The organism is Paenarthrobacter sp. UW852 (genome assembly GCF_024608385.1).
In the GTDB taxonomy this organism is placed as follows: domain Bacteria; phylum Actinomycetota; class Actinomycetes; order Actinomycetales; family Micrococcaceae; genus Arthrobacter.
Genome location: NZ_JAMSGY010000004.1, coordinates 104,460 through 123,172, shown reverse-complemented (window position 1 = coordinate 123,172; position 18,713 = coordinate 104,460). Strand labels below are relative to the sequence as shown.

Here is an 18,713-nt window from a genome sequence, read left to right as displayed (position 1 = left end):
CCCAAGTCCACCTAGAAGTGCGTCGGTTCCTCCACCAGCGCCGTCGCTATGCTGGCTGCGTCCTCCAAGGCGGCGAGATAGCGCTCAGCGTCCAACGCCGCAGCACATCCGGTTCCCGCAGCGGTGATGGCTTGGCGATAGCGATGGTCAACGGCATCACCGCAGGCGAAGACTCCTGAAAGGTTGGTGCACGTGGTGGGTGAGTCAACCTTGATGTAGCCTTCGGCGTCGAGCTCCACCTGGCCGGCCACCAGTTCCGTCCGCGGCAAGTGGCCGATCGCCACAAAGATGCCCGCCGCCGCCTGTTCGCGGGTTTCTCCGGTGCGGGTGTCCTTGAGCGTCACGCCTGTGACCTTTGTGTCTCCGTGGATTGCGGTGATGGCCGAGTTCCAGGCGAAGCTGATCTTCGGGTTATCTTTGGCACGCTGCGCCATGATCCGGGAAGCGCGAAGTTCACCTTTACGCACGACGACGGTCACTGACTTCCCGAACCGAGTCAGGAAGGTCGCTTCCTCCATGGCGGAATCACCGCCGCCCACCACGATGATGTCCTGTTCGCGGAAGAAGAATCCATCGCAGGTGGCACACCAGGAGACGCCGTGTCCGCTGAGCTTCTTCTCCTCGGGCAAGCCAAGTTCTTTGTACGCAGAGCCCGTGGCAAGGATGACGGCCGGTGCTTCGTGGGTTTCGCCGCCTCCGGTGACCACGCTCTTCAGGTGACCCTGCAGCGAGACCGAGGTGACGTCGTCGAACACTATGCGGGCCCCGAATTTTTCGGCCTGTTCCTGCAAGCCGTCCATGAGCTCGGGGCCCTGGATGCCGGCCGGGAAGCCGGGGAAGTTCTCCACCTCGGTGGTATTCATGAGCGCGCCGCCGGAAGTCACCGACCCGGCCAGGACCAGGGGTTTCAGACCGGCACGTGCAGCGTAGATGGCTGCCGTGTAACCGGCAGGACCGGACCCGATGATAATCAGTTGTTCGTTACTCATGGGAGACGCTCCTGGTGGTCGAGTTCAGCTGGCAGCGGGGATCAACGAGTCGATCAAAGTTTCAAATTGTGCACACAGACGAACAGTACGGACGCCTTTCGTTGCGGATCCTGGGCCACACAATCTCCTTAAGCTGAAGCGGGTACTTGTTCAAGTGCAACAAGTACCCGCCCGGCAATCAAGGCCTATCGGACAACCGATGCCTCACGTTCCTTCACCGGAGGTGGGGTGATACCGCGTCCCAGCTTGCTGGGCCACCAGATCTTGGCCCCGATGTCGTAGGCAAGTGCGGGCACCAGGAGCGAGCGGACCAGCACCGTATCCAGCAGCACCCCGAATGCCACGATGAACGCCAACTGCACCAGGAACATGATCGGGATGACTCCCAGGGCTGCGAACGTCGCGGCCAGCACCACGCCTGCGGAGGTGATGACGCCACCGGTTACGGCCAGGCCACGGAGGATACCGGGGCGGGTCCCGTGCTTCAGGGATTCCTCGCGGACCCTGCTCATCAGGAAGATGTTGTAGTCCACCCCCAACGCAACCAGGAACACGAATCCGAACAACGGCACGGTGGCATCAGCTCCGGAGAACTTGAAGATCCCGTTGAACACCCATGCAGAGACACCAAGGGCTGCCGCGTAAGAAAGCACCACGGAGAGCACCAAGAGTACTGGCGCCACCACGGATCGCAACAGGAGCATCAGGATGAACAGGATGACCACCAGGACCACCGGGATGATGACTACCAGGTCACGCTGCGCGGTGGTGTTGGTATCCAACGCAGTGGCCGTCACACCGCCCACCAGGGCTTGGGAGTCAACGTCCCGGACCTCGGTTCGCAGGGCCTTCACGGCGTTCTCTGCTTCGATCGAATCGGCCGCAGAGTTCAACGTGGCGTTGATCAGCACCTTGCCATCGCGGACTGCCGGTTCGGAGGGGGCGCCCGGAGCTCCGGTGATCGGCACGTTCCCGTCAGCCAGGAAGTAAGCGTCGCCCACGCCGTCGGCCGCTTTGACCTTTTCCAGGACCTGCTGCGCGGCGCCCTGGGAGGCGACCACGACGGCGGGGCTGCCGCTGCCGGCGTCGAAATGGCGCGCCAGCGCGTTCTGGCCGTCCACAGCATCGGACTTGGCCAGGATGACGTCGGTTTGTGGGACGCCGTTGGCTTTGAGCTGCAGCACCCCGGCGGAGGCCACGAGCAGCAGGAGCACAGAGGCGATCCAAACCACACGCGGGCGCTTGGAGACCAGGGTTCCGACGCCCTTCCAGAGACCCTTCTGCCCCTCAAGGCCAGTAACAAGCTCAGGTTCGCGTTCGTCGTCGGGCAGTAGCTTGGGCCGGAAGGGCCAGAAGGCTGCGCGGCCCAGCAGTGCCATGAGCGCGGGCAGAAGAGTCAGCGCAGCGAACAGAGAGCAGAGGATGCCGGCCGCAGCCACGGGCCCCAACGCCTTGTTCGAGTTGAGGTCGGAGAAAAGGAGGCAGAGCAGGGCGATGATGACCGTGGCGCCGGAGGCGAGGATCGGCTCAAACGAAGCCTTCCACGCAGTGATGACGGCCCGGGTGCGGTTGGTGGTGTGCGTCAGCGCTTCCCGGAAACGCGCCACATAGAGCAGCGCGTAGTCCGTGGCGGCACCGATCACCAGGATGGACAGGATGCCCTGGCTTTGTCCGTTGAGTTGGATCCAGCCGAGCTTGGCCATACCGAAGACCAGCAGGATCGCTGCGCACAGCGCGAACACCGACGTGAAGAGTACCGCCAGAGGCAGCACCACGGACCGGTAGACGAGCAGCAGGATCACGAACACTGCCCCCAGGGCCACCAGCAACAGGATGCCGTCAATCCCGCCGAACGCATTCACAAGGTCCGCGGTCAGCCCGGCAGGCCCCGTAACGAACGCCTTCATGCCATCCGGAGCCCCCGGCTGAACCACGTCGCGCAGCTCCTTGACCTTTTCCCTCAGCTCGTCCGAGGAAGCCATGGGGACAATGAACTGAACAGCCTTGCTGTCCTGCGACGGGATGGGGCCGACGACGGCGCTCCCCAGCTTGAGTGCCTCAATGTCGCCTTTGAGCTTGGCTGCTTGAGCCAGCTGGGCGGGGCTGAAAGGAGCGTCGTTTTCGACGATGACCACTGCCGGGATCTCTTCCGAATCCCTGAACTTGGCCTGCCATTCACCGGCCTCGGTGGCTTCGGCGCCGGCAGGCAAGAATGAGGCTTGGTCGTTGGAGGACACTTCACTGAGCCGGCCGAACGTCGGGCCGCCAATGCCGGCGATACCCAGCCAAGTGATGACCAGCACCACAGGTACCAGCCATCTCAGCCAGAACGGTACTTTCTGCGCGTTCATATGTCCTTCTTCTCCAGGGATGATCAAGGGCTTTATTCCATCATAGATTATCTCTATGATGGAACTATTCCAAGAGTGCCCATCAACTGATGCCGGAATCTGTGGCAGCTGGGAGTAATATCCGGAAGGCAGTAAACAAGAGACGAACGCTGGCAGGAGGGCGCAATGTCTGACCCATCAGCTCCGCGCCATGACGCCGGCAGGCCCGAGAACGCAGCCCCGCAGGAACTCGTACGGCTCCTCCAGGACTTCACACTCGAAGCCAACCATTACGTCGACGCAGCCGGCGGACGCAACGACATGCACCGCACGGACTTGAATGCGCTCGCCGTGATCATGCGCCACTCCGCCGCGGGCCGGGTGGTCACTCCTGGCGTCCTGCGGACCGAGCTCCGGCTTAGTTCCCCTGCCACGACGGCATTGATCGACAGGCTCCATGCGTCCGGGCACGTTGTCAGGGAGCGGCTGGGCACTGACCGTCGGCAGGTCCAACTCCATATGACGCCCAAGGCCTACCGCGACGGCAGCGCCATGTTCATGCCGCTGGCCCTCCGAATGGGCAAGGCCATGGCCGCTTACAGTGCCGAGGAACTGGACCTTGTCAGCCGCTTCATGACGGACATGGTGGAAGCAACGATGGCTGCCCGCGAGGAAGCCACGCACCCCCAATCCAACTAGCTCGCATTAGTCCGCGTTTTCAGCGCTCAAAACGCGAAATAATGCCACCCGGTTGGGTAGCGTTTGCCTATGAACGCGCAGCAGCCTGAAGATGTCTATACCCACGGGCACCACGAGTCGGTTGTCCGGGCCCACGCCTCACGGACGGTCGAGAATTCGGCGGCGTTCGTCATACCGCACCTAACCCCTGGCACGTCAGTGCTCGACGTCGGATGCGGACCGGGGAGCATCACGTGCGATTTCGCCGGGCTGGTTGCGCCCGCCCAGGTGATCGGCCTGGACCGCTCACCTGACATCGTTGCCCAGGCCACCGAACTTGCCGCGGAGCGTGGCGTGGACAACGTGAGCTTCCAGACCGGCAACATCTATGACCTGGATTTCGAGGATGAGAGCTTCGACCTCGTCCACGCCCACCAGGTCCTCCAGCACCTGACCGACCCGGTCGCGGCGCTCCGGGAGATGCGCAGGGTAGCCAAACCCGGAGCCATCGTTGCGGTTCGCGACGCCGATTTCCATGGCATGAGCTGGTTCCCGGAAGTCCCGGAGCTCGACGATTGGATGGAGCTGTACCAGAAGATCGCCCGACGCAACGGAGCAGAACCCGATGCCGGCCGACGCTTGGTCTCCTGGGCCCAGCAAGCCGGATTCACCCAGGTGGCACCCACCAGCAGCAACTGGCTCTACGCCACCGCCCAGCAGCGCGCCTGGCAATCCCGGGTTTGGAGCGAACGTGTGCTCCACTCCGCTTTCGCTGAACAGGCTCTTGAATACGGCTTGGCAAACGAAGCCGATCTTGCCCGGATCGCCGCGGGCTGGCACCGGTGGGGTGCCACGGAAGATGGCTATTTCCTCATTCCCAACGGTGAGGTCATCGCCCGCGCATAAAAACCCGCAAGATTCCGGAAAAGTTTGCCGCACCATGTAGAAATGTCCACCGCGGTTCCGACCCATGGATGAAAGCACCCACACGGGGTGCCGTTCATAAGGAGTTTGAGATGAAATACATGATCATGATGTTCGGGTCGGCTGAGGGCATGATGGAAACCGCCGACCCTGAGTGGATCCGGGAAATGATCGGGTTCATGATCCAGATCGACAAGGACCTGACGGAGTCCGGCGAACTGGTCTTCAACGCAGGCCTGACTGACGGAAGCACAGCCAAACTGGTCAAGCAGACACCCGACGGCGTGATCACCACGGACGGCCCCTACGCCGAATCCAAAGAGTCACTGGTGGGCTATTGGGTGATCGATGTTGCCAGCGAGGAACGCGCCGTGGAGATCTGTTCCAGCATTGTGAAGTACTCCCAGGTCGTGGAGCTCCGTGCCCTCGCCGATGGGCCGCCGGAGGTCTGACTGGGACTTCCACCGCACGAACGAATCGAGGACCTGCTGCGCACGCTGGCGCCGCAGGTCCTCGGCGTGCTGGCACGCAAGCACGGGCAGTTCGACGCCTGTGAGGACGCCGTCCAGGAAGCCCTGCTGGAGGCTTCGCTGAAGTGGCCTGCCGAGCTGCCGCGCGAACCAAAAGCCTGGCTGATGGCTGTCGCCAACCGGCGCCTGGTGGATTTTTACCGAAGCGAAAGCGCACGACGTTCCCGTGAGGAACATTTCACCGCCATGGATACCCAGTCCACCTCAGTATCAGGGGCGGACGATACCCTGACCTTGATGTTCCTCTGCTGCCACCCGGCGCTCTCGGCTCCGTCGCAACTCGCCTTGACGCTGCGGGCAGTTGGAGGACTCACGACGGCGGAAATCGCCTCAGCTTTCCTTGTCCCCGAAGCCACCATGGGACAACGCATCAGCCGCGCAAAACAAGGAATCCAGAAGGCGGGAGCAACCTTCACCATGCCGCCGCCTGCCGAACAAAAGGCGAGGCTCGGCGTCGTACTCCACGTCCTGTACCTGATCTTCAACGAAGGCTACGCGGCCAGTTCCGGGGCCTCACTACAGCGCGAAGACCTCACCACAGAGGCGATCCGGCTAACGCGGTTGCTGATGGCGGCCGTGCCTGATGACGGGGAAGTCGCCGGTTTACTGGCGCTGATGCTCCTCACGGATTCGCGTCGGAAGGCACGGACGCTGACTGACGGGACTCCGGTGCCGCTGGCGGAGCAGGACCGGAGCCTGTGGAACCACCAACAGATCCAGGACGGCATTGCCCTCCTGACTTCGGTCCTGGGGCGGACCCGTCCGGGCCCTTACCAGCTGCAGGCTGCGATCGCCGCGGTGCATGCCGAAGCCGCCACAGACGCCGCGACCGACTGGCCACAGATCCTGGCCCTGTATACGGTTCTGGAGAAGATGGCTCCCAGTCCCGTGGTGACCCTCAACCGTGCCGTTGCTGTGGCGATGGTGAAGGGCCCTGCAGCTGGACTCGCCCTGCTGGATGGTCTCGATTCGGCGCTGGGGAAATCCCACCGGCTTGATGTTGTTCGGGGACATCTTCATGAGCTGGCCGGAGACAGCGCCGAAGCCCGGAACGCCTACCTCGCGGCGGCCGCCAAAGCCGGAAGCCTCCCGGAGCGGCGGTATCTGATGGGGAAGGTGGCAGGGATGGAAACCGGCGGGGCTTGACCTGCGACACACCCGCAGTGTCCGCCGAAATCACAACGTTGTGGTTTATGTTACTGGTGTGACTGCTGTTGCCAATGTGCAAGTGCTCACGTAACCTCAGGACTGCCGGGAGCATCTGAGGGGCCGCAGTCGTGCCTCCTCCAGAACCTCGCTCCCCCTGTCCCTTTTCGAGGTTTCTGTACATGGCTTTATCCCGATCCGCCCGCGGGGCCGCGGTGCTGTGCGCCGTCGTCGTACTCGCCGGGGCAGTGGTAACTCCCTCAGCGGCTGTACCCGCAACAACTGTGCCCCTCACTGTCCGGGCATCTCCGGAGGTGCCCTCGCCCGAAGAAATCGCGGCGGCCAAAGCCAGTGAAGCGGCGACGGCGGACCAGGTCGCCTCCATTGAGCGGATCCTCGCAGACGCGGCCGCTAACCAGCAGGCAGCCTCTACGGCTGCCATGCAGGCCAACAACGCCTACAGCGAGGCCCTGGTGGAGCTGCAGCAAAGGACCAAAACCGCCTCCACAGCCCGCGCCCAAGCCTCTGCCGCCCGGGAACAGCAGGACAGGACGCGCAAACAAGTGGGACAGATCGCCGGTGACCTGTACCGCAACGGTGGAGTGAATCCCGCACTCGTTACGCTGGCCGGCGGTAGTGAAAGCTTCCAGCAGGCCGCCACGCTGGAGGCCCTCTCAGCCAGGCGAAACCGCGATCTTGAAGTTGCCATCGGCGCCGCCGCCGCATCCAAGTCCCTCTCCGCAGCTGCGGATGACGCCACCAAAGCCGCGGACGACGCGGCCAAGACAGCCGAACAGCGTAAAACGCAGGCCGAACAGGCCAACGCGGCGCAGGTCAAGGTAGTGGCCGACGCAAAAGCGCAGCGGACCACTTTGGTGGACCAGTTGGCCCAGCTCCGCAACACCACTGTTGAGCTTGAGGCGGCCAGAGTGGATGCTCTGGACCGGCAGCGCGAAGAGGCACGGCTCGCGGCATTGACCGCCAGTGCCGACAAGGCAGAGCAGGATCAGGCCGCCCGGGATCAGGCAACGCCGCCGGATGCGCCTGGGCCCGCCGCACCGGCTCCGGCAGCCCCAGTCCAGGGTCCCGTAGCCCCTCCCGCCCCGGCGCCAGCGCCCGCTCCTGCACCTGCGCCCGCCCCGGCGCCAGCACCCGCTCCTGCACCCGCACCAGCGCCAGCACCTGCCCCTGCACCCGCGCCAGCGCCTGCGCCAGCACCTGCCCCTGCACCCGCGCCAGCGCCTGCGCCCGCCCCGGCGCCTGCGCCGCCATCGAGCGGGTCTTACGAAACAGCAATTTCCAGCGCCTTGGGTAAGGTCGGTTCGCCGTTCTACTACCAGTGGGGCGGTACCGGACCCTACGGCTTTGACTGCTCAGGACTGGTGCAGGCCGCCTTTGGCACCGCCGGGATGCGACTACCGCGCACCGCCTCACAGCAGTATGCCGCAGCCCCGGTACACGTCCCGCTGTCACAGGCGCGCCGTGGAGACCTCCTGGTATGGGGTTCGCCGTCCAACTTTTACCATGTGGCAATCTACCTGGGGAACGGGCAGGTAGTGCAGGCTTTGAACCCCCAGGAAGGCATCACGGTCTCGAACATCAGTTCAATGGTGGGTATGGAGCTCTACCCCTTCGCGGCCAGATACTAGGCATCGGCTCACGGCTGCCGCAGACATCGACCGTCCCATGCCTGGGTTTGTTCACCAAACCGCGGAAGGCTGCGGGATGATGAAGTCATGAGCAATCCGGACCCGGACCTCTGGGCAGAATTCGACAACCTCAAACCTGCCCGCCCCGATCCCATGGGCGGCCATCCAAACAACCAACCTGCGGGTTTCGGTTTCAGAACGGGTGTGCGCAGCGCGAAAGTCGCCCTCGGATTCGCCGTGTATGCCCTTGTTCTGGGAACCACGCTGGTAGTTACAGGCGCCGTAGTCTTCATCGCCCGGAGTCAGTGGCTGCTCCTGGGATTGATGGTGCTTGTGCAAGCAGCTTTCGTTTATGGGTTCATTCAGCTGGCCCGCCAAGCGCGCAATCGGCGTTCCCCGAGCTAAGGATCCCGGAGCGGCGGTGTCTTCAGGCAAAATGGCAGCGCTAACAAAGGAAGAACCCTTATAGTCGAACCCATGGAACAGCGCATACTTGGCAAGACCGGCCGATCTGTCTCAACAGTAGGGCTCGGCACCTGGCAACTCGGGGCCGACTGGGGAGACGTCAGCGAAGCGGATGCGGTTGCTGTGCTTGAGGCTTCCGTGGACCACGGCGTCACATTCTTCGACACTGCCGACGTTTACGGCGATGGCCGCAGCGAGGAAATCATCGGAAAATTCCTCCGCGCCAACCCCGGTCTGGATATCACCGTGGCCACCAAGATGGGCCGCCGCGTGGACCAGGTGCCCGAAAACTACACACTTGAGAACTTCCGCGCATGGACAGACCGGTCGAGGCGCAACCTCCAACAGGACACACTGGAGCTCGTCCAACTCCACTGCCCGCCAACTGCCGTCTACAGCCGCGATGAAGTCTACGACGCACTGGACACGCTGGTCAGCGAAGGGGCCATCCGCAACTACGGGGTCAGCGTCGAACGGACAGACGAGGCCCTCGAAGCCATCAAGCGCGGGAACACCGCCTCAGTGCAGATCATCCTCAACGCCTTCCGCCTGAAGCCCCTCGATGAGGTGCTGCCCGCCGCGAAAGCGGCCAACGTGGGGATCATTGCCCGTGTTCCCTTGGCCTCAGGCCTGCTGTCCGGGAAGTACACGGCCGCAACTGAGTTCCCGGCTAACGATCACCGCAACTACAACCGCGACGGATCATCGTTCGATGTCGGCGAGACCTTCTCCGGTGTCGACTTCGAAACCGGCGTCAAAGCCGCCCAGGAGTTCAGCGCATTGGTTCCCGACGGCGTCACCACCTCCCAAGCGGCCCTCGCCTGGGTCGTGGCACAGGACGGCGTCACATCCGTGATCCCCGGAGCACGGTCCGCCGAGCAGGCGCGCGTCAACGCCGAGGCCGGAGAAATGCCGGTGGTCGGTGCGGGATTGGCCGACGGGGTCCGGGACATCTACGACCGCTACTTCCGCGAAGCGATTCACCCGCGCTGGTAGCCGCCGGGCCGCCGTCGGGCGTGGTTTTTACCAGCCACTCCTGGTGGGGGTGTGTCCCTTCCGGGCGTCGTCCGGCATGGCCATTTCGGCGCGCAATCCAAGGAGCCGTATGGGGCGGTCCGGTTCGATTTTTCCGGTGAGGTCCAAGGCCTGGGCCAGGACTTCGTCGCGGCTGAAGGTCTCGGGAATTTTCCTCGCGTAGGTCTTGGTGAAGAACGGCTTGTAACGGACTTTCAGCGTAAGGCCCACCACTGGCCGGTCCTCGGCCGCAACATCCTCAAGGACTCGGGCGGTCAGCTCCTTGACGGCGGCTTCCACTTGCTCCGGCTCGGTGAGGTCCTGCTGGAAGGTGGTCTCGCGGCCGTGGGCGCGGGCAACCCACGGGGTGTCGTCCACTTCGGTGGCACCTTCGCCGCGACCTAACTGCGCGTACCAAGGCCCCATCTTGGGGCCAAATTCCGGGACCAGCTCCTGCGGGTCGGCTGCGGCGAGTTGGTTCACCGTGGTGATGCCGTGCTTCGCGAGGCGCTGTGAGATTTTGCTTCCGACGCCCCACAAATCCTTGGTGGGCTTGTCTCCCATGACCTCCAGCCAGTTTTCCTTGGTCAGCCTGAAGATCCCTGCCGGCTTGCCGAAGTCTGTGGCATTCTTTGCACGGACCAGGGTGTCCCCGATGCCGATACTGCAGTGAAGCCGGGTCTGTTCCAGGATGGCTTTTTGGATCTGCCGTGCGTAAGCTTCGGGATCCTCCGTTGTGACGCCGACAAAAGCCTCGTCCCAGCCGAGCACCTGAACAGTTGCGCCCGGCTGTTCCCGGAGGGTCTCCATCACCACCTCTGATGCCGCCAGGTAGGCCTCCTGGTCCACTGGCAGGATGATGGCGTCGGGGACTTTCCGGGCCGCAATCCGCAGGGGCATCCCTGAGCCAACACCGAAGGCCCTTGCTTCGTAGGATGCCGTGGAAACCACAGCCCGTTCTGTGGGATCTCCCCTGCCTCCCACAATGACCGGTTTGCCCGCAAGTTCGGGCCGCCGGCGTATCTCGACCGCTGCAATGAACTGGTCGAGATCAACGTGCAACACCCACGGAATTCCGCTCACGGGATCAGTCTGCCCCATGGCCCCGGGCCTTGGCTGTACCCTCCACCGCCTACTTTGGGATCGGTTGCCGGTGGAATCAACCTTTTTCGGGCGCATTCCCCGCCCGACACCGGAAAGTGGGTGGTGAAGGAAAGCGTCCTGATCCCGCCCCTGCGCATAGATTGTCGCCTCAATCCACAGTGCACCGTGAATGCATCCCCAAGGTCCGTAAATAGGAGCCCATGTCTCTAGAGTTGGGGGATCAGGAGAAAGTCCTGTGGGCCGTAACGAACAATGGACCCGACGGCAATCGAGTCCATGTTCAGCGCGGTGCGCTCATTTGGTGCGGCTAGAGGGCCATAGAACCTCAAACATCACCCTTTGAGTTTATGGCCCCACGCACTTGGGCGCAACGACAGTTGCGTCCTCGGAGCGTGCGGCCGTGCCCTGTTCCTTCGGGAGGAGGTGCCCACCATGATTTCCAAACGCAAACGTGAGGAACCATGGGGCGCCTGGAACCTCGCGGTTAACATCATCCGACTAGTCGTTGATGTTGCCCGCTTGTTCTGGCACAACATCCCCTAACCGGGAGCGGTGGCCGCCAGCAATGTCTGGCGGCCACCGTCCCGGCAGCGTGCTGCGGCACACGGGCGGAACCTTGCGTCCTGGCCACTCCCCTCTCCGGCATAAGCTGAGGTGGTGCAATTTTCTCTTTGGCTGGCCTTGGTTGGTGCCGGCACGCTGATCAGTTTCACTCCCGGTGCCGGGGCAATCTTCACCATGAGCAACTCGCTCAACTCCGGCTTCCGACGCTCCATCTGGGGCATCCTGGGCCAGCAGGTGGCATTGATCATCCACATCCTGATCGTTGCCCTCGGTGTTGGTGTCCTGGTTTCCAACTCGCCTGTCATCTTCAACGTGATCCGCTACGCGGGCGCGGCCTATCTGGTGTACCTCGGCATCCGGCAGTTCCTTCGGAAACCCGATCTGGACGAAGAGCAGGTCGAAGACATGAAGAACGAACCCGCCCTCTCCATGTTCCAGCGGGGCGTCTGGGTCAATCTGCTGAACCCAAAAGCAATCGTCTTTTTCCTGGCTTTCATGCCGCAGTTCATCCGCCCCGACCAGCCGCTGGTCCAGCAATACGTGGTGCTGACCGCTACCGTCCTGGCGATCGACATCATGGTGATGTGGTTCTTCTTCGCATTGGCAGCCCGCTCATTCCAGCGTTTCACCCACGACCAACGTGGCCAGATGATCCTCAACCGCATTTTCGGTTGCTTGTTCGTGCTGGTGGGCATTCTGCTGGCAGTCATCCACTAGCCCCCACAGCCAGGGCGAATGCTACGGTCGGAGGCATGGAGTCGAACTGGATCGAGCATCGACGCGCGGATGACGGCGAGCATGTTGGATGGATGAAACCCGTGGCCGATGGGTTCGTCGCCATTGATCTGCTTGGCCGTCCGCGGACCGAGGTTGTGGACTGGTTGAGCGCGGAGGAAGTCCTCGATGACCTTGGCTTGCGCTACCTGGCCGATCCCCACGAATTGCGGCTCGACGACGGCAACTGGCTGCGCGTGCGGATTGCGGAAGTCACGCCCTCCTCGGTCCGGGTGAAGAAGGACGACTGGGGCGACATGACCGCTCCCCAAATCTATTTCATGGTCTCGCTTCCTGTGACGGAGGAACAGCTTCGCCCACTGTTGCGATGATTTCCGGGCTTCCTACGAAGTAGAACCCCGCACTACCAACGAACTCTCCAAGGTTACATGCGGTTCCGACAACTCGAGGCCCTCCATGAGCCCGCGCAGTTGCTCCCCCGCTTTGCGTCCCAGGGGGGTTGCTGGCAGGTGGACGCTGGTAAGGCTGGGGTTGCTGGTGGCCGAATAGGGCAGGTCATCGAAGCCGGCCACCGCCAGCTCATCGGGGATGCGGACCCCCTCCACGCGCGCCTCCTGCAGCAGTCCATAAGCATGCGTATCGGTACCACAGACGACGGCGGTCACCCCCTCGCGCTGCCAGCCCGGCCAGGCGTCGGCGAAAGCGGCAGCGGCAGCACCGACGTCGATCGCTGTTCTGATGATGTGCTCCTGTGAGACGGACAGGCCCAACGAAGCGGCTTCCTCCAGGAAAGCGTCCCGGCGCAACTTGAACGTTTCCGTTCCAGTAATGCCGTCCACATACGCCGCCCTCGTGTGCCCGGAGGCGGCCAAGTGCCGGGCAAGTTCGCGGGCACCCTGGGCAACGTCGAGGTTGACGGATGGTGCGAAACTTTCAAGTCCGGGCGCATCCAGGAGCACCAGGGGTCCGGCCGCGGAGAGATCTTCCAGGAATTCGGCACTGGGAGCGCCCACCAGCAGGCCAGCGGGGCGGAGGGCCAGCAATTTGCGCACGTCGGAGGCTTGTGGCGATTCCCCGGAGTCTGCCACTGACAGCAGCAACTGGTATTCGGCGCCCAGCGATTCCCGCACGCCTGCGATCACGTTGGCGAAGAACGGGTTGGACACGTCCGGGGTCACCAGAATGACAATGGAGCTCACGCCGCGGGCCAGCGAACTGCCGATGCTGTCCACCACGTAACCAAGCTCGGAAATGGCGGTACGAACGCGGGAGATGTTGTCGTCGGAGACGCGTCCCTGCGTCTTGCCGTTGGCCACCAGCGATACGGTCGCCGTGGAAACACCCGCCCGGGCGGCCACCATCGCGGCGGTCACTCGTGGCGCGCGGGCATGGCGCCGTTCCAAGGATTCCATGCATCGATCGTAGCGCTGTTATGCCGCCCTGACCTGCGAGAAGGCATCAAGCGCTTAACGCAGTGACCACAGCAATCACGTTAAGCGTTTGACGCGACACCCTTCGCAGTGCCAGAATCACCCCTGAATGCTTACCGCCCTGCCCCGGGCAAGTACCTGGCAGGCCCCAATGACGTGGAGAGAAACGTGGATCCCAACACCCGCAAGAAGATCATTCTTGACTGCGACCCTGGCCATGACGACGCTGTGGCAATGCTGCTGGCTCATGGCAACCCGGACATCGAACTGCTCGCAGTAACAACGGTGGTGGGCAACCAGACCCTCGAGAAGGTCACCCGCAACGCCCTTTCAGTGGCCACCATCGCGGGCATCACCGGCGTTCCCTTCGCTGCCGGCTGCGACCGTCCCTTGGTCCGCACCATTGAAACCGCACCCGCCATCCACGGCGATTCCGGCATGGATGGCCCCGAGCAGCCCCAGTCCGCCATTGAGCTGGACCCGCGCCACGCCGTCGACCTCATCATTGACACCGTCATGGCGCATGAGCCGGGCACGGTCACCCTGGTTCCCACGGCGGGCCTGACCAACATCGCCATGGCAGCCCGCAAGGAACCGCGCATTGTTGAACGCGTCAAGGAAGTCGTCCTCATGGGCGGCGGCTACCACGTGGGCAACTGGAGCGCCGTGGCGGAGTTCAACATCATCATCGACCCCGAGGCCGCACACATCGTGTTCAACGAAAAGTGGCCCGTAGTGATGGTGGGCCTGGACCTCACGCACCAGGCTCTGGCCACGGACGAAGTGGTGGAGCGCATCGCAAAGATCGGCACCAAGCCCGCCAAGTTCGTCATGGAGCTGATGGACTTCTTCCAGAAGACCTACAAGGATGCCCAGGGCTTCGACTTCCCGCCCGTCCACGACCCCTGCGCCGTGGCCTACGTCATCGATCCCTCCGTCATGACCACCCGCAAGGTCCCCGTGGACATCGAACTCCAAGGCAAGCTCACGCTCGGCATGACTGTTGCCGATTTCCGCGCCCCCGCGCCGGAAGACTGCCACACCTCGGTGGCCGTGGACCTGGACCACAAGAAGTTCTGGGATCTTGTCACCGATGCGATCGTCAGGATTGGCGAGCCAACGCTCGACGGCGGCGCTGACGCCACCACTGTTGACGCTACGGCCCAGGCCGTTCTGGCAGGAGAGGCAAAGTAATGTCCACCCTCGCCGAGACCAAGTCCACCCGCGGCAACGTCACCGCGCTCATGGTGGCCCTGCTGGCCGCCTGCGTTGCCTTCCAACTCAACGCCTCCATGCTCAGCCCCGCCCTGGTCACCATGGGCAACGAGCTCCAGACCGACCAAGCAACCATCGGGCTTTCCCAGACCTGGTTCTTCACCGCCGCAGCACTGTTCTCCCTCTTCCTCCCCCGGCTCAGCGACATCGTGGGACGCAAGAAGATCCTGGTGGGCATGATGCTCCTCATGGCCGTGGGCTCCGTCATCGCCGCCCTGGCCCCCGATGTCACGTGGCTGTTCGTAGGCCGCATCATCCAGGGTGTCAGCGGTCCCACGGTTCCGTTGTGCCTGATCATGCTCCGCTCTGCGGTCAGCAACCCGCGCAAATACGGCACCCTCATGGGCCTCATCACGGCGGTCAACGGCGGCGTGGCCGGTGTTGACTCCTTTGTTGGTGGCTACTTCGCTGAGAACTTCGGCTTCCGGAGCATCTTCTGGCTCATGGTGGCGCTGGCCGTCGTAGCGACCGCCCTGGTCGCAGTCCTGGCCGGTGAAAGCAAGCCTGCCGCGGGCACCACCATGGACTGGCTGGGCGTCTTCTTCATCGTGATCGCCGTGGGCGCGCTGCTGACGGCCCTGAACGAGGGCTCCAAGCTGGCCAGCGCTTTCGACTCCGGCACCCTCACCCTCGCGATCGTCCTCACGGTGATTGCCGCCGTCGCGTTCTACGCGTTCTGGACCGTTGAGAAGCGCGCCAAGCAGCCCATGGTGGAAACCGTGCACCTCCGCCAGCGTTCCACCTGGGCTCCGCTGCTGACCACCACGCTGACCATGACCGGTATCTTCGCGGTCATCAACGGCATCGTGCCCGCCTACGTTCAGGCAGCAGAGCCCGGTTTCGGCGTTGGCCCCACCGAGATGTCCCTGATGATCCTCACGCCCTACGCCCTCCTGGGGTGGGTCTTCGGTCCAATCAGCGGCCGCCTGGCACCGGTCCTCGGCTACACCAAGGTCCTGCGCATCGGCATGATCGGCAGCATCGTAGCCCTGGCCATCATCGCGTTCTTTGGCCTCAGCAGCCTGCCCCTGATGATCGTCGGAACCGCCTTGCTGGGCATCATGTACGCCGGTACGGTCAACATCATGCTCAATGGCCTTGGCGTTGTGCTCTCTCCCAAGGGAAACCCCGGATTCCTTCCCGGCATGAACGCGGGCGCCTTCAACCTCGGCGCCGGGTTGAGCTTCCTTGTACTCCCCGCCGTCTTGGTGGCTACGGCCTCATTGGGCGACGCGAAGGCGTCCTACCTGACTGTCATTATGGTGGGACTCGCCATTACCCTGGCGGCCTTCGCAGCGTCCCTGCTGATCCCCAAGCCCGTTGAAGCCGAGGTTTCGGCAGAGGAAGAGGTCACCGCATGAGCACCGCAGCCAACGCGCCCAAGGCTGGAATCGTCGTCGTCGGCTCCCTCAATGCGGACCTGACCATCTACACGGACCGGCTCCCCAAACCCGGCGAGACGGTTCACGGTAACGGATTCGCAGTCAATCCCGGCGGCAAAAGCGCCAACCAAGCGGTGGCTGCGAGCAAGCTCGGCGGCGACGTCAGCCTGATCGGCGCGGTAGGTGAGGACTCCAACGGCACTATGCTCCTGGATTCAACGGCCAGCGCCGGGGTGGACGTGTCCCGCGTCCGTCGGTCCGGGACAGCCACCGGCGTGGCCGTAATTTCGGTGGACAGCAGCGGCGAAAACAGCATCATCATCTCGGCTGGCGCCAACGGCACCCTGGCCCCTGCCGACGTCGAACCCGCTGCTTTCAGCGACGCCGCCGTCGTCTGCCTCTGCCTGGAGGTATGCACGGACACCGTCGTTGCGGCGGCCCAAGCAGGGCACGACGCCGGCGCAACGGTTCTTCTGAACCTCTCGCCTTACGCTGAGGTGCCGGAGGAATTGGTGCGGTTGAGCGACGTCCTGCTGGTGAACGCCCACGAGGCCGCGCTGTTCTTGGGCAACGAGGCAGGCATCCCTTCCGCCGACGCGGACGCCGAAGCCTGGGAACCCGTCCGGAGCCGGTTTGCGGACCGCGGGATGCAGCGCGTTCTGGTGACGCTCGGCGCCCAAGGGTCTGTGGTGCTGGACTCGTCGGCTCGCGGCGAGGATCGGATCACCCGGATTGAGCCCACCCGCGTCACGGCCGTGGACACCACCGGTGCCGGAGACGCGTTCACCGGCGGAGTCGCCGCACGGTTGGCCGCGGGCGATTCCTTGGCCGATGCCGCAGCCTTCGCTTCCGTGGCCGCCGCTCTGGCTGCCACCAAGAAGGGAACGCAGGCCGCGTACCCGAGTGCCGCTGAGGTTGGGGAATTGCGGCAGCAGGCAGGCCTGGGCTGAGTGACCTGACCAGCGGGCCGCCGACCGGCGGCCGATGGCCGGTGGCCCGCTGGTGACGATTTCGGACCGCAATAGTAGGGTGCGGGGTACGCCGGCCGTGCAGACTTGAAACCGAAGGGGGGACCGTGATTCAAGCACTGAACCAACTGGTCGATTACATCGAGGGCCACCTCTCCGAGGAGATCGACATTGATGTTGTGGCGGTCAGCCTGGGCATGACGGAGTACCATCTCCGGCGGATGTTCTCGGCATTGGCCGGTCTGCCGCTCTCCGAGTACGTCCGACGACGCCGCATGACCGTGGCTGCAACGGATGTTCTGGGAGAAGACGGTCTGCTGGCGATCTCGGTGCGCTACGGTTACGGCTCGACCGAAGCCTTTAACCGGGCCTTCCGATCAGTACACGGCGTGGGCCCCGGCCATATACGCCGGAACGGCGGTCCCCTTCATACGCAACCGCAGCTCAGGTTCCACCTGACCGTTGAAGGGAACACCACCATGAAAACCCGCATCGTGGACCGGCCGGCATTCCGGCTGGCAGGCCATTCTGTTCGTGTGCCGCTTATCCACCACGGCCCCAACCCCCACATTCAGGCGCACATCGCCTCACTGCCAGTGGAAGAACACGCCCGGCTTAAGGACTTGAGCGGCACTGACCCTAAGGGCCTGCTCCAGGTGAGCGCCGACGTCGACCCCGACTACAAAGAGGGCAGCGACTTGACCTACCTTCACGGCGTCGCCGTCACCGAAACCGCAACGGTGCCCGAAGAACTTGACGTGATCAAGGTACCTGCAGGGACTTGGGCAGTGTTCCACGCTGAAGGGGCTTATCCGGAGGTCCTGCAATCCACCTGGGCCGCCACGACCACCGATTGGTTCCCATCCAATCCCTGGCGGCTGCGCCCCGGGCCCTCGATGGTGGCAATACTGGATCGCACCGCCGACTTCAGCGAAGCCACCTGCGAACTTTGGCTTCCGATCGAACGTTCCTAGTGCACACCGGGCCTTTGGCAGAATAAGGCCATGGGAACCGGATCAGGAATGCACACCGTCCGACCGGCGGATCTCCGTGGCCCGGACGCCGGGGCGGTGAGTCGGCTGGTCGAGGCCTATCTCATGCAGACTGAGCGCGAGAAGGCCGACCACTTGGGCGGCATCTTCGACGACGCGGCGCTCCCTGGACGCTACCGCGAGGAAGTCGACGCCCCAGAGCTGGCCTACCGGAATGGGGCTGTTTACCTCGCTGAACTCGACGATCTGCCGGTCGGAATCGTGGTGGTGCAGCAGAGTGCAGAGGCGCGCGAGGTCAAGCGGTTTTGGGTTGAACCCAGCGCGCGGGGACACCGGGTGGGCTCTGCCTTGATGGATGCCGCCATGAAACAGAGGGACCTTCCTATCCGCCTGACGGTCTGGGACTGGCGGGACGATGCAATACGCATGTACGCGAAACGTGGTTTCGCTCCCGTTCCATCTTGGGAAGACCGGCCACGCCTTCTGTGCATGGAGGCCGTCCTTTAGCGGCCTGCGGCTTCCGGCCAAAGCTGCGTCG

At 63.6% G+C, this 18,713-nt stretch carries 18 protein-coding genes; 14 read left to right on the top strand and 4 right to left on the bottom strand.

Annotated features, from left to right (window positions below):
• Window positions 1–11: 11 nt before the first annotated feature.
• Together trxB and NEK97_RS08710 are read right to left on the bottom strand one after the other, a co-directional pair.
• Entirely contained in the window at window positions 12–989 is a 978-nt protein-coding gene (trxB, locus tag NEK97_RS08715; RefSeq protein ID WP_257369414.1) for a thioredoxin-disulfide reductase, read from the bottom strand.
• Window positions 990–1,174: 185 nt separating this feature from the next.
• Window positions 1,175–3,340: an MMPL family transporter gene (locus NEK97_RS08710; protein ID WP_257369413.1), complete on the bottom strand. Its 2,166-nt coding sequence runs from the start codon at window positions 3,338–3,340 to the stop codon at window positions 1,175–1,177.
• A gap of 165 nt (window positions 3,341–3,505) precedes the next feature.
• Between NEK97_RS08710 and NEK97_RS08705 the strand changes: the two genes are divergently transcribed.
• The 7 genes from NEK97_RS08705 to NEK97_RS08675 all read left to right on the top strand — a co-directional run bounded on the left by NEK97_RS08705 (window position 3,506) and on the right by NEK97_RS08675 (window position 9,707).
• Window positions 3,506–4,018: a MarR family winged helix-turn-helix transcriptional regulator gene (locus NEK97_RS08705; protein ID WP_235517812.1), complete on the top strand. Its 513-nt coding sequence runs from the start codon at window positions 3,506–3,508 to the stop codon at window positions 4,016–4,018.
• Between the two features lie 69 nt (window positions 4,019–4,087).
• Window positions 4,088–4,903 (top strand): methyltransferase domain-containing protein, encoded by an 816-nt coding sequence (locus NEK97_RS08700; protein WP_257369412.1) that lies wholly within the window; start codon window positions 4,088–4,090, stop codon window positions 4,901–4,903.
• Window positions 4,904–5,013: 110 nt separating this feature from the next.
• Window positions 5,014–5,373: a YciI family protein gene (locus NEK97_RS08695; protein ID WP_235517814.1), complete on the top strand. Its 360-nt coding sequence runs from the start codon at window positions 5,014–5,016 to the stop codon at window positions 5,371–5,373.
• Between the two features lie 24 nt (window positions 5,374–5,397).
• The gene (locus NEK97_RS08690) at window positions 5,398–6,597 is read left to right on the top strand and encodes a DUF6596 domain-containing protein (RefSeq protein ID WP_308292473.1); all 1,200 of its coding nucleotides are present in this window, start codon (window positions 5,398–5,400) and stop codon (window positions 6,595–6,597) included.
• 182 nt (window positions 6,598–6,779) lie between these two features.
• On the top strand, window positions 6,780–8,246 hold the full coding sequence (locus tag NEK97_RS08685; RefSeq protein WP_257369410.1) for a C40 family peptidase: 1,467 nt from the start codon (window positions 6,780–6,782) through the stop codon (window positions 8,244–8,246).
• An 87-nt stretch (window positions 8,247–8,333) separates the two neighbouring features.
• Window positions 8,334–8,651: a hypothetical protein gene (locus NEK97_RS08680; RefSeq protein ID WP_257369409.1), complete on the top strand. Its 318-nt coding sequence runs from the start codon at window positions 8,334–8,336 to the stop codon at window positions 8,649–8,651.
• A gap of 72 nt (window positions 8,652–8,723) precedes the next feature.
• Complete coding sequence (locus NEK97_RS08675; protein WP_257369407.1) at window positions 8,724–9,707, top strand: aldo/keto reductase; 984 nt, start codon at window positions 8,724–8,726, stop codon at window positions 9,705–9,707.
• Between the two features lie 27 nt (window positions 9,708–9,734).
• On the opposite strand, the gene NEK97_RS08670 is transcribed toward NEK97_RS08675, so the two are convergent.
• The gene (locus NEK97_RS08670; protein WP_257369404.1) at window positions 9,735–10,826 is read right to left on the bottom strand and encodes a DNA polymerase IV; all 1,092 of its coding nucleotides are present in this window, start codon (window positions 10,824–10,826) and stop codon (window positions 9,735–9,737) included.
• Between the two features lie 660 nt (window positions 10,827–11,486).
• On the opposite strand from NEK97_RS08670, the gene NEK97_RS08665 reads away from it, so the two are divergent.
• Both NEK97_RS08665 and NEK97_RS08660 read left to right on the top strand, forming a co-directional pair.
• Window positions 11,487–12,110 carry a LysE family transporter gene (locus NEK97_RS08665; RefSeq protein WP_257369402.1) on the top strand — a complete coding sequence of 208 codons (624 nt, stop codon included), beginning with the start codon at window positions 11,487–11,489 and terminating at the stop codon, window positions 12,108–12,110.
• Between the two features lie 35 nt (window positions 12,111–12,145).
• Entirely contained in the window at window positions 12,146–12,499 is a 354-nt protein-coding gene (locus NEK97_RS08660) for a hypothetical protein (RefSeq protein ID WP_257369401.1), read from the top strand.
• A gap of 12 nt (window positions 12,500–12,511) precedes the next feature.
• On the opposite strand, the gene NEK97_RS08655 is transcribed toward NEK97_RS08660, so the two are convergent.
• On the bottom strand, window positions 12,512–13,540 hold the full coding sequence (locus NEK97_RS08655) for a LacI family DNA-binding transcriptional regulator (RefSeq protein ID WP_235517822.1): 1,029 nt from the start codon (window positions 13,538–13,540) through the stop codon (window positions 12,512–12,514).
• Between the two features lie 174 nt (window positions 13,541–13,714).
• Between NEK97_RS08655 and NEK97_RS08650 the strand changes: the two genes are divergently transcribed.
• The 5 genes from NEK97_RS08650 (at window position 13,715) to NEK97_RS08630 (ending at window position 18,682) form a co-directional block, all read left to right on the top strand.
• Window positions 13,715–14,752, top strand: coding sequence for a nucleoside hydrolase (locus NEK97_RS08650; protein WP_257369720.1), 1,038 nt, complete (start codon window positions 13,715–13,717; stop codon window positions 14,750–14,752).
• Complete coding sequence (locus NEK97_RS08645) at window positions 14,752–16,194, top strand: MFS transporter (protein ID WP_257369400.1); 1,443 nt, start codon at window positions 14,752–14,754, stop codon at window positions 16,192–16,194. The genes NEK97_RS08650 and NEK97_RS08645 overlap by 1 nt, the downstream gene beginning before the upstream one ends.
• Complete coding sequence (locus NEK97_RS08640) at window positions 16,191–17,165, top strand: ribokinase (protein ID WP_257369398.1); 975 nt, start codon at window positions 16,191–16,193, stop codon at window positions 17,163–17,165. The genes NEK97_RS08645 and NEK97_RS08640 overlap by 4 nt, the downstream gene beginning before the upstream one ends.
• A gap of 125 nt (window positions 17,166–17,290) precedes the next feature.
• A complete protein-coding gene (locus tag NEK97_RS08635) occupies window positions 17,291–18,157 on the top strand; it encodes an AraC family transcriptional regulator (protein WP_257369396.1) in 867 nt (288 codons plus the stop codon).
• Between the two features lie 30 nt (window positions 18,158–18,187).
• Window positions 18,188–18,682 (top strand): GNAT family N-acetyltransferase, encoded by a 495-nt coding sequence (locus tag NEK97_RS08630; RefSeq protein WP_257369394.1) that lies wholly within the window; start codon window positions 18,188–18,190, stop codon window positions 18,680–18,682.
• The last annotated feature ends 31 nt before the right edge of the window (window positions 18,683–18,713 follow it).

Coding starts and splice junctions, on each gene's coding strand:
- NEK97_RS08660 (WP_257369401.1), top strand. CDS start 12,146: ATGGAGTCGAACTGGATCGAGCATCGACGCGCGGATGACGGCGAGCAT.
- NEK97_RS08670 (WP_257369404.1), bottom strand. CDS start 10,826: ATGGGGCAGACTGATCCCGTGAGCGGAATTCCGTGGGTGTTGCACGTT.
- NEK97_RS08645 (WP_257369400.1), top strand. CDS start 14,752: ATGTCCACCCTCGCCGAGACCAAGTCCACCCGCGGCAACGTCACCGCG.
- NEK97_RS08695 (WP_235517814.1), top strand. CDS start 5,014: ATGAAATACATGATCATGATGTTCGGGTCGGCTGAGGGCATGATGGAA.
- NEK97_RS08640 (WP_257369398.1), top strand. CDS start 16,191: ATGAGCACCGCAGCCAACGCGCCCAAGGCTGGAATCGTCGTCGTCGGC.
- NEK97_RS08700 (WP_257369412.1), top strand. CDS start 4,088: ATGAACGCGCAGCAGCCTGAAGATGTCTATACCCACGGGCACCACGAG.
- NEK97_RS08655 (WP_235517822.1), bottom strand. CDS start 13,540: ATGGAATCCTTGGAACGGCGCCATGCCCGCGCGCCACGAGTGACCGCC.
- NEK97_RS08630 (WP_257369394.1), top strand. CDS start 18,188: ATGGGAACCGGATCAGGAATGCACACCGTCCGACCGGCGGATCTCCGT.
- NEK97_RS08705 (WP_235517812.1), top strand. CDS start 3,506: ATGTCTGACCCATCAGCTCCGCGCCATGACGCCGGCAGGCCCGAGAAC.
- NEK97_RS08675 (WP_257369407.1), top strand. CDS start 8,724: ATGGAACAGCGCATACTTGGCAAGACCGGCCGATCTGTCTCAACAGTA.
- trxB (WP_257369414.1), bottom strand. CDS start 989: ATGAGTAACGAACAACTGATTATCATCGGGTCCGGTCCTGCCGGTTAC.
- NEK97_RS08685 (WP_257369410.1), top strand. CDS start 6,780: ATGGCTTTATCCCGATCCGCCCGCGGGGCCGCGGTGCTGTGCGCCGTC.
- NEK97_RS08710 (WP_257369413.1), bottom strand. CDS start 3,340: ATGAACGCGCAGAAAGTACCGTTCTGGCTGAGATGGCTGGTACCTGTG.
- NEK97_RS08680 (WP_257369409.1), top strand. CDS start 8,334: ATGAGCAATCCGGACCCGGACCTCTGGGCAGAATTCGACAACCTCAAA.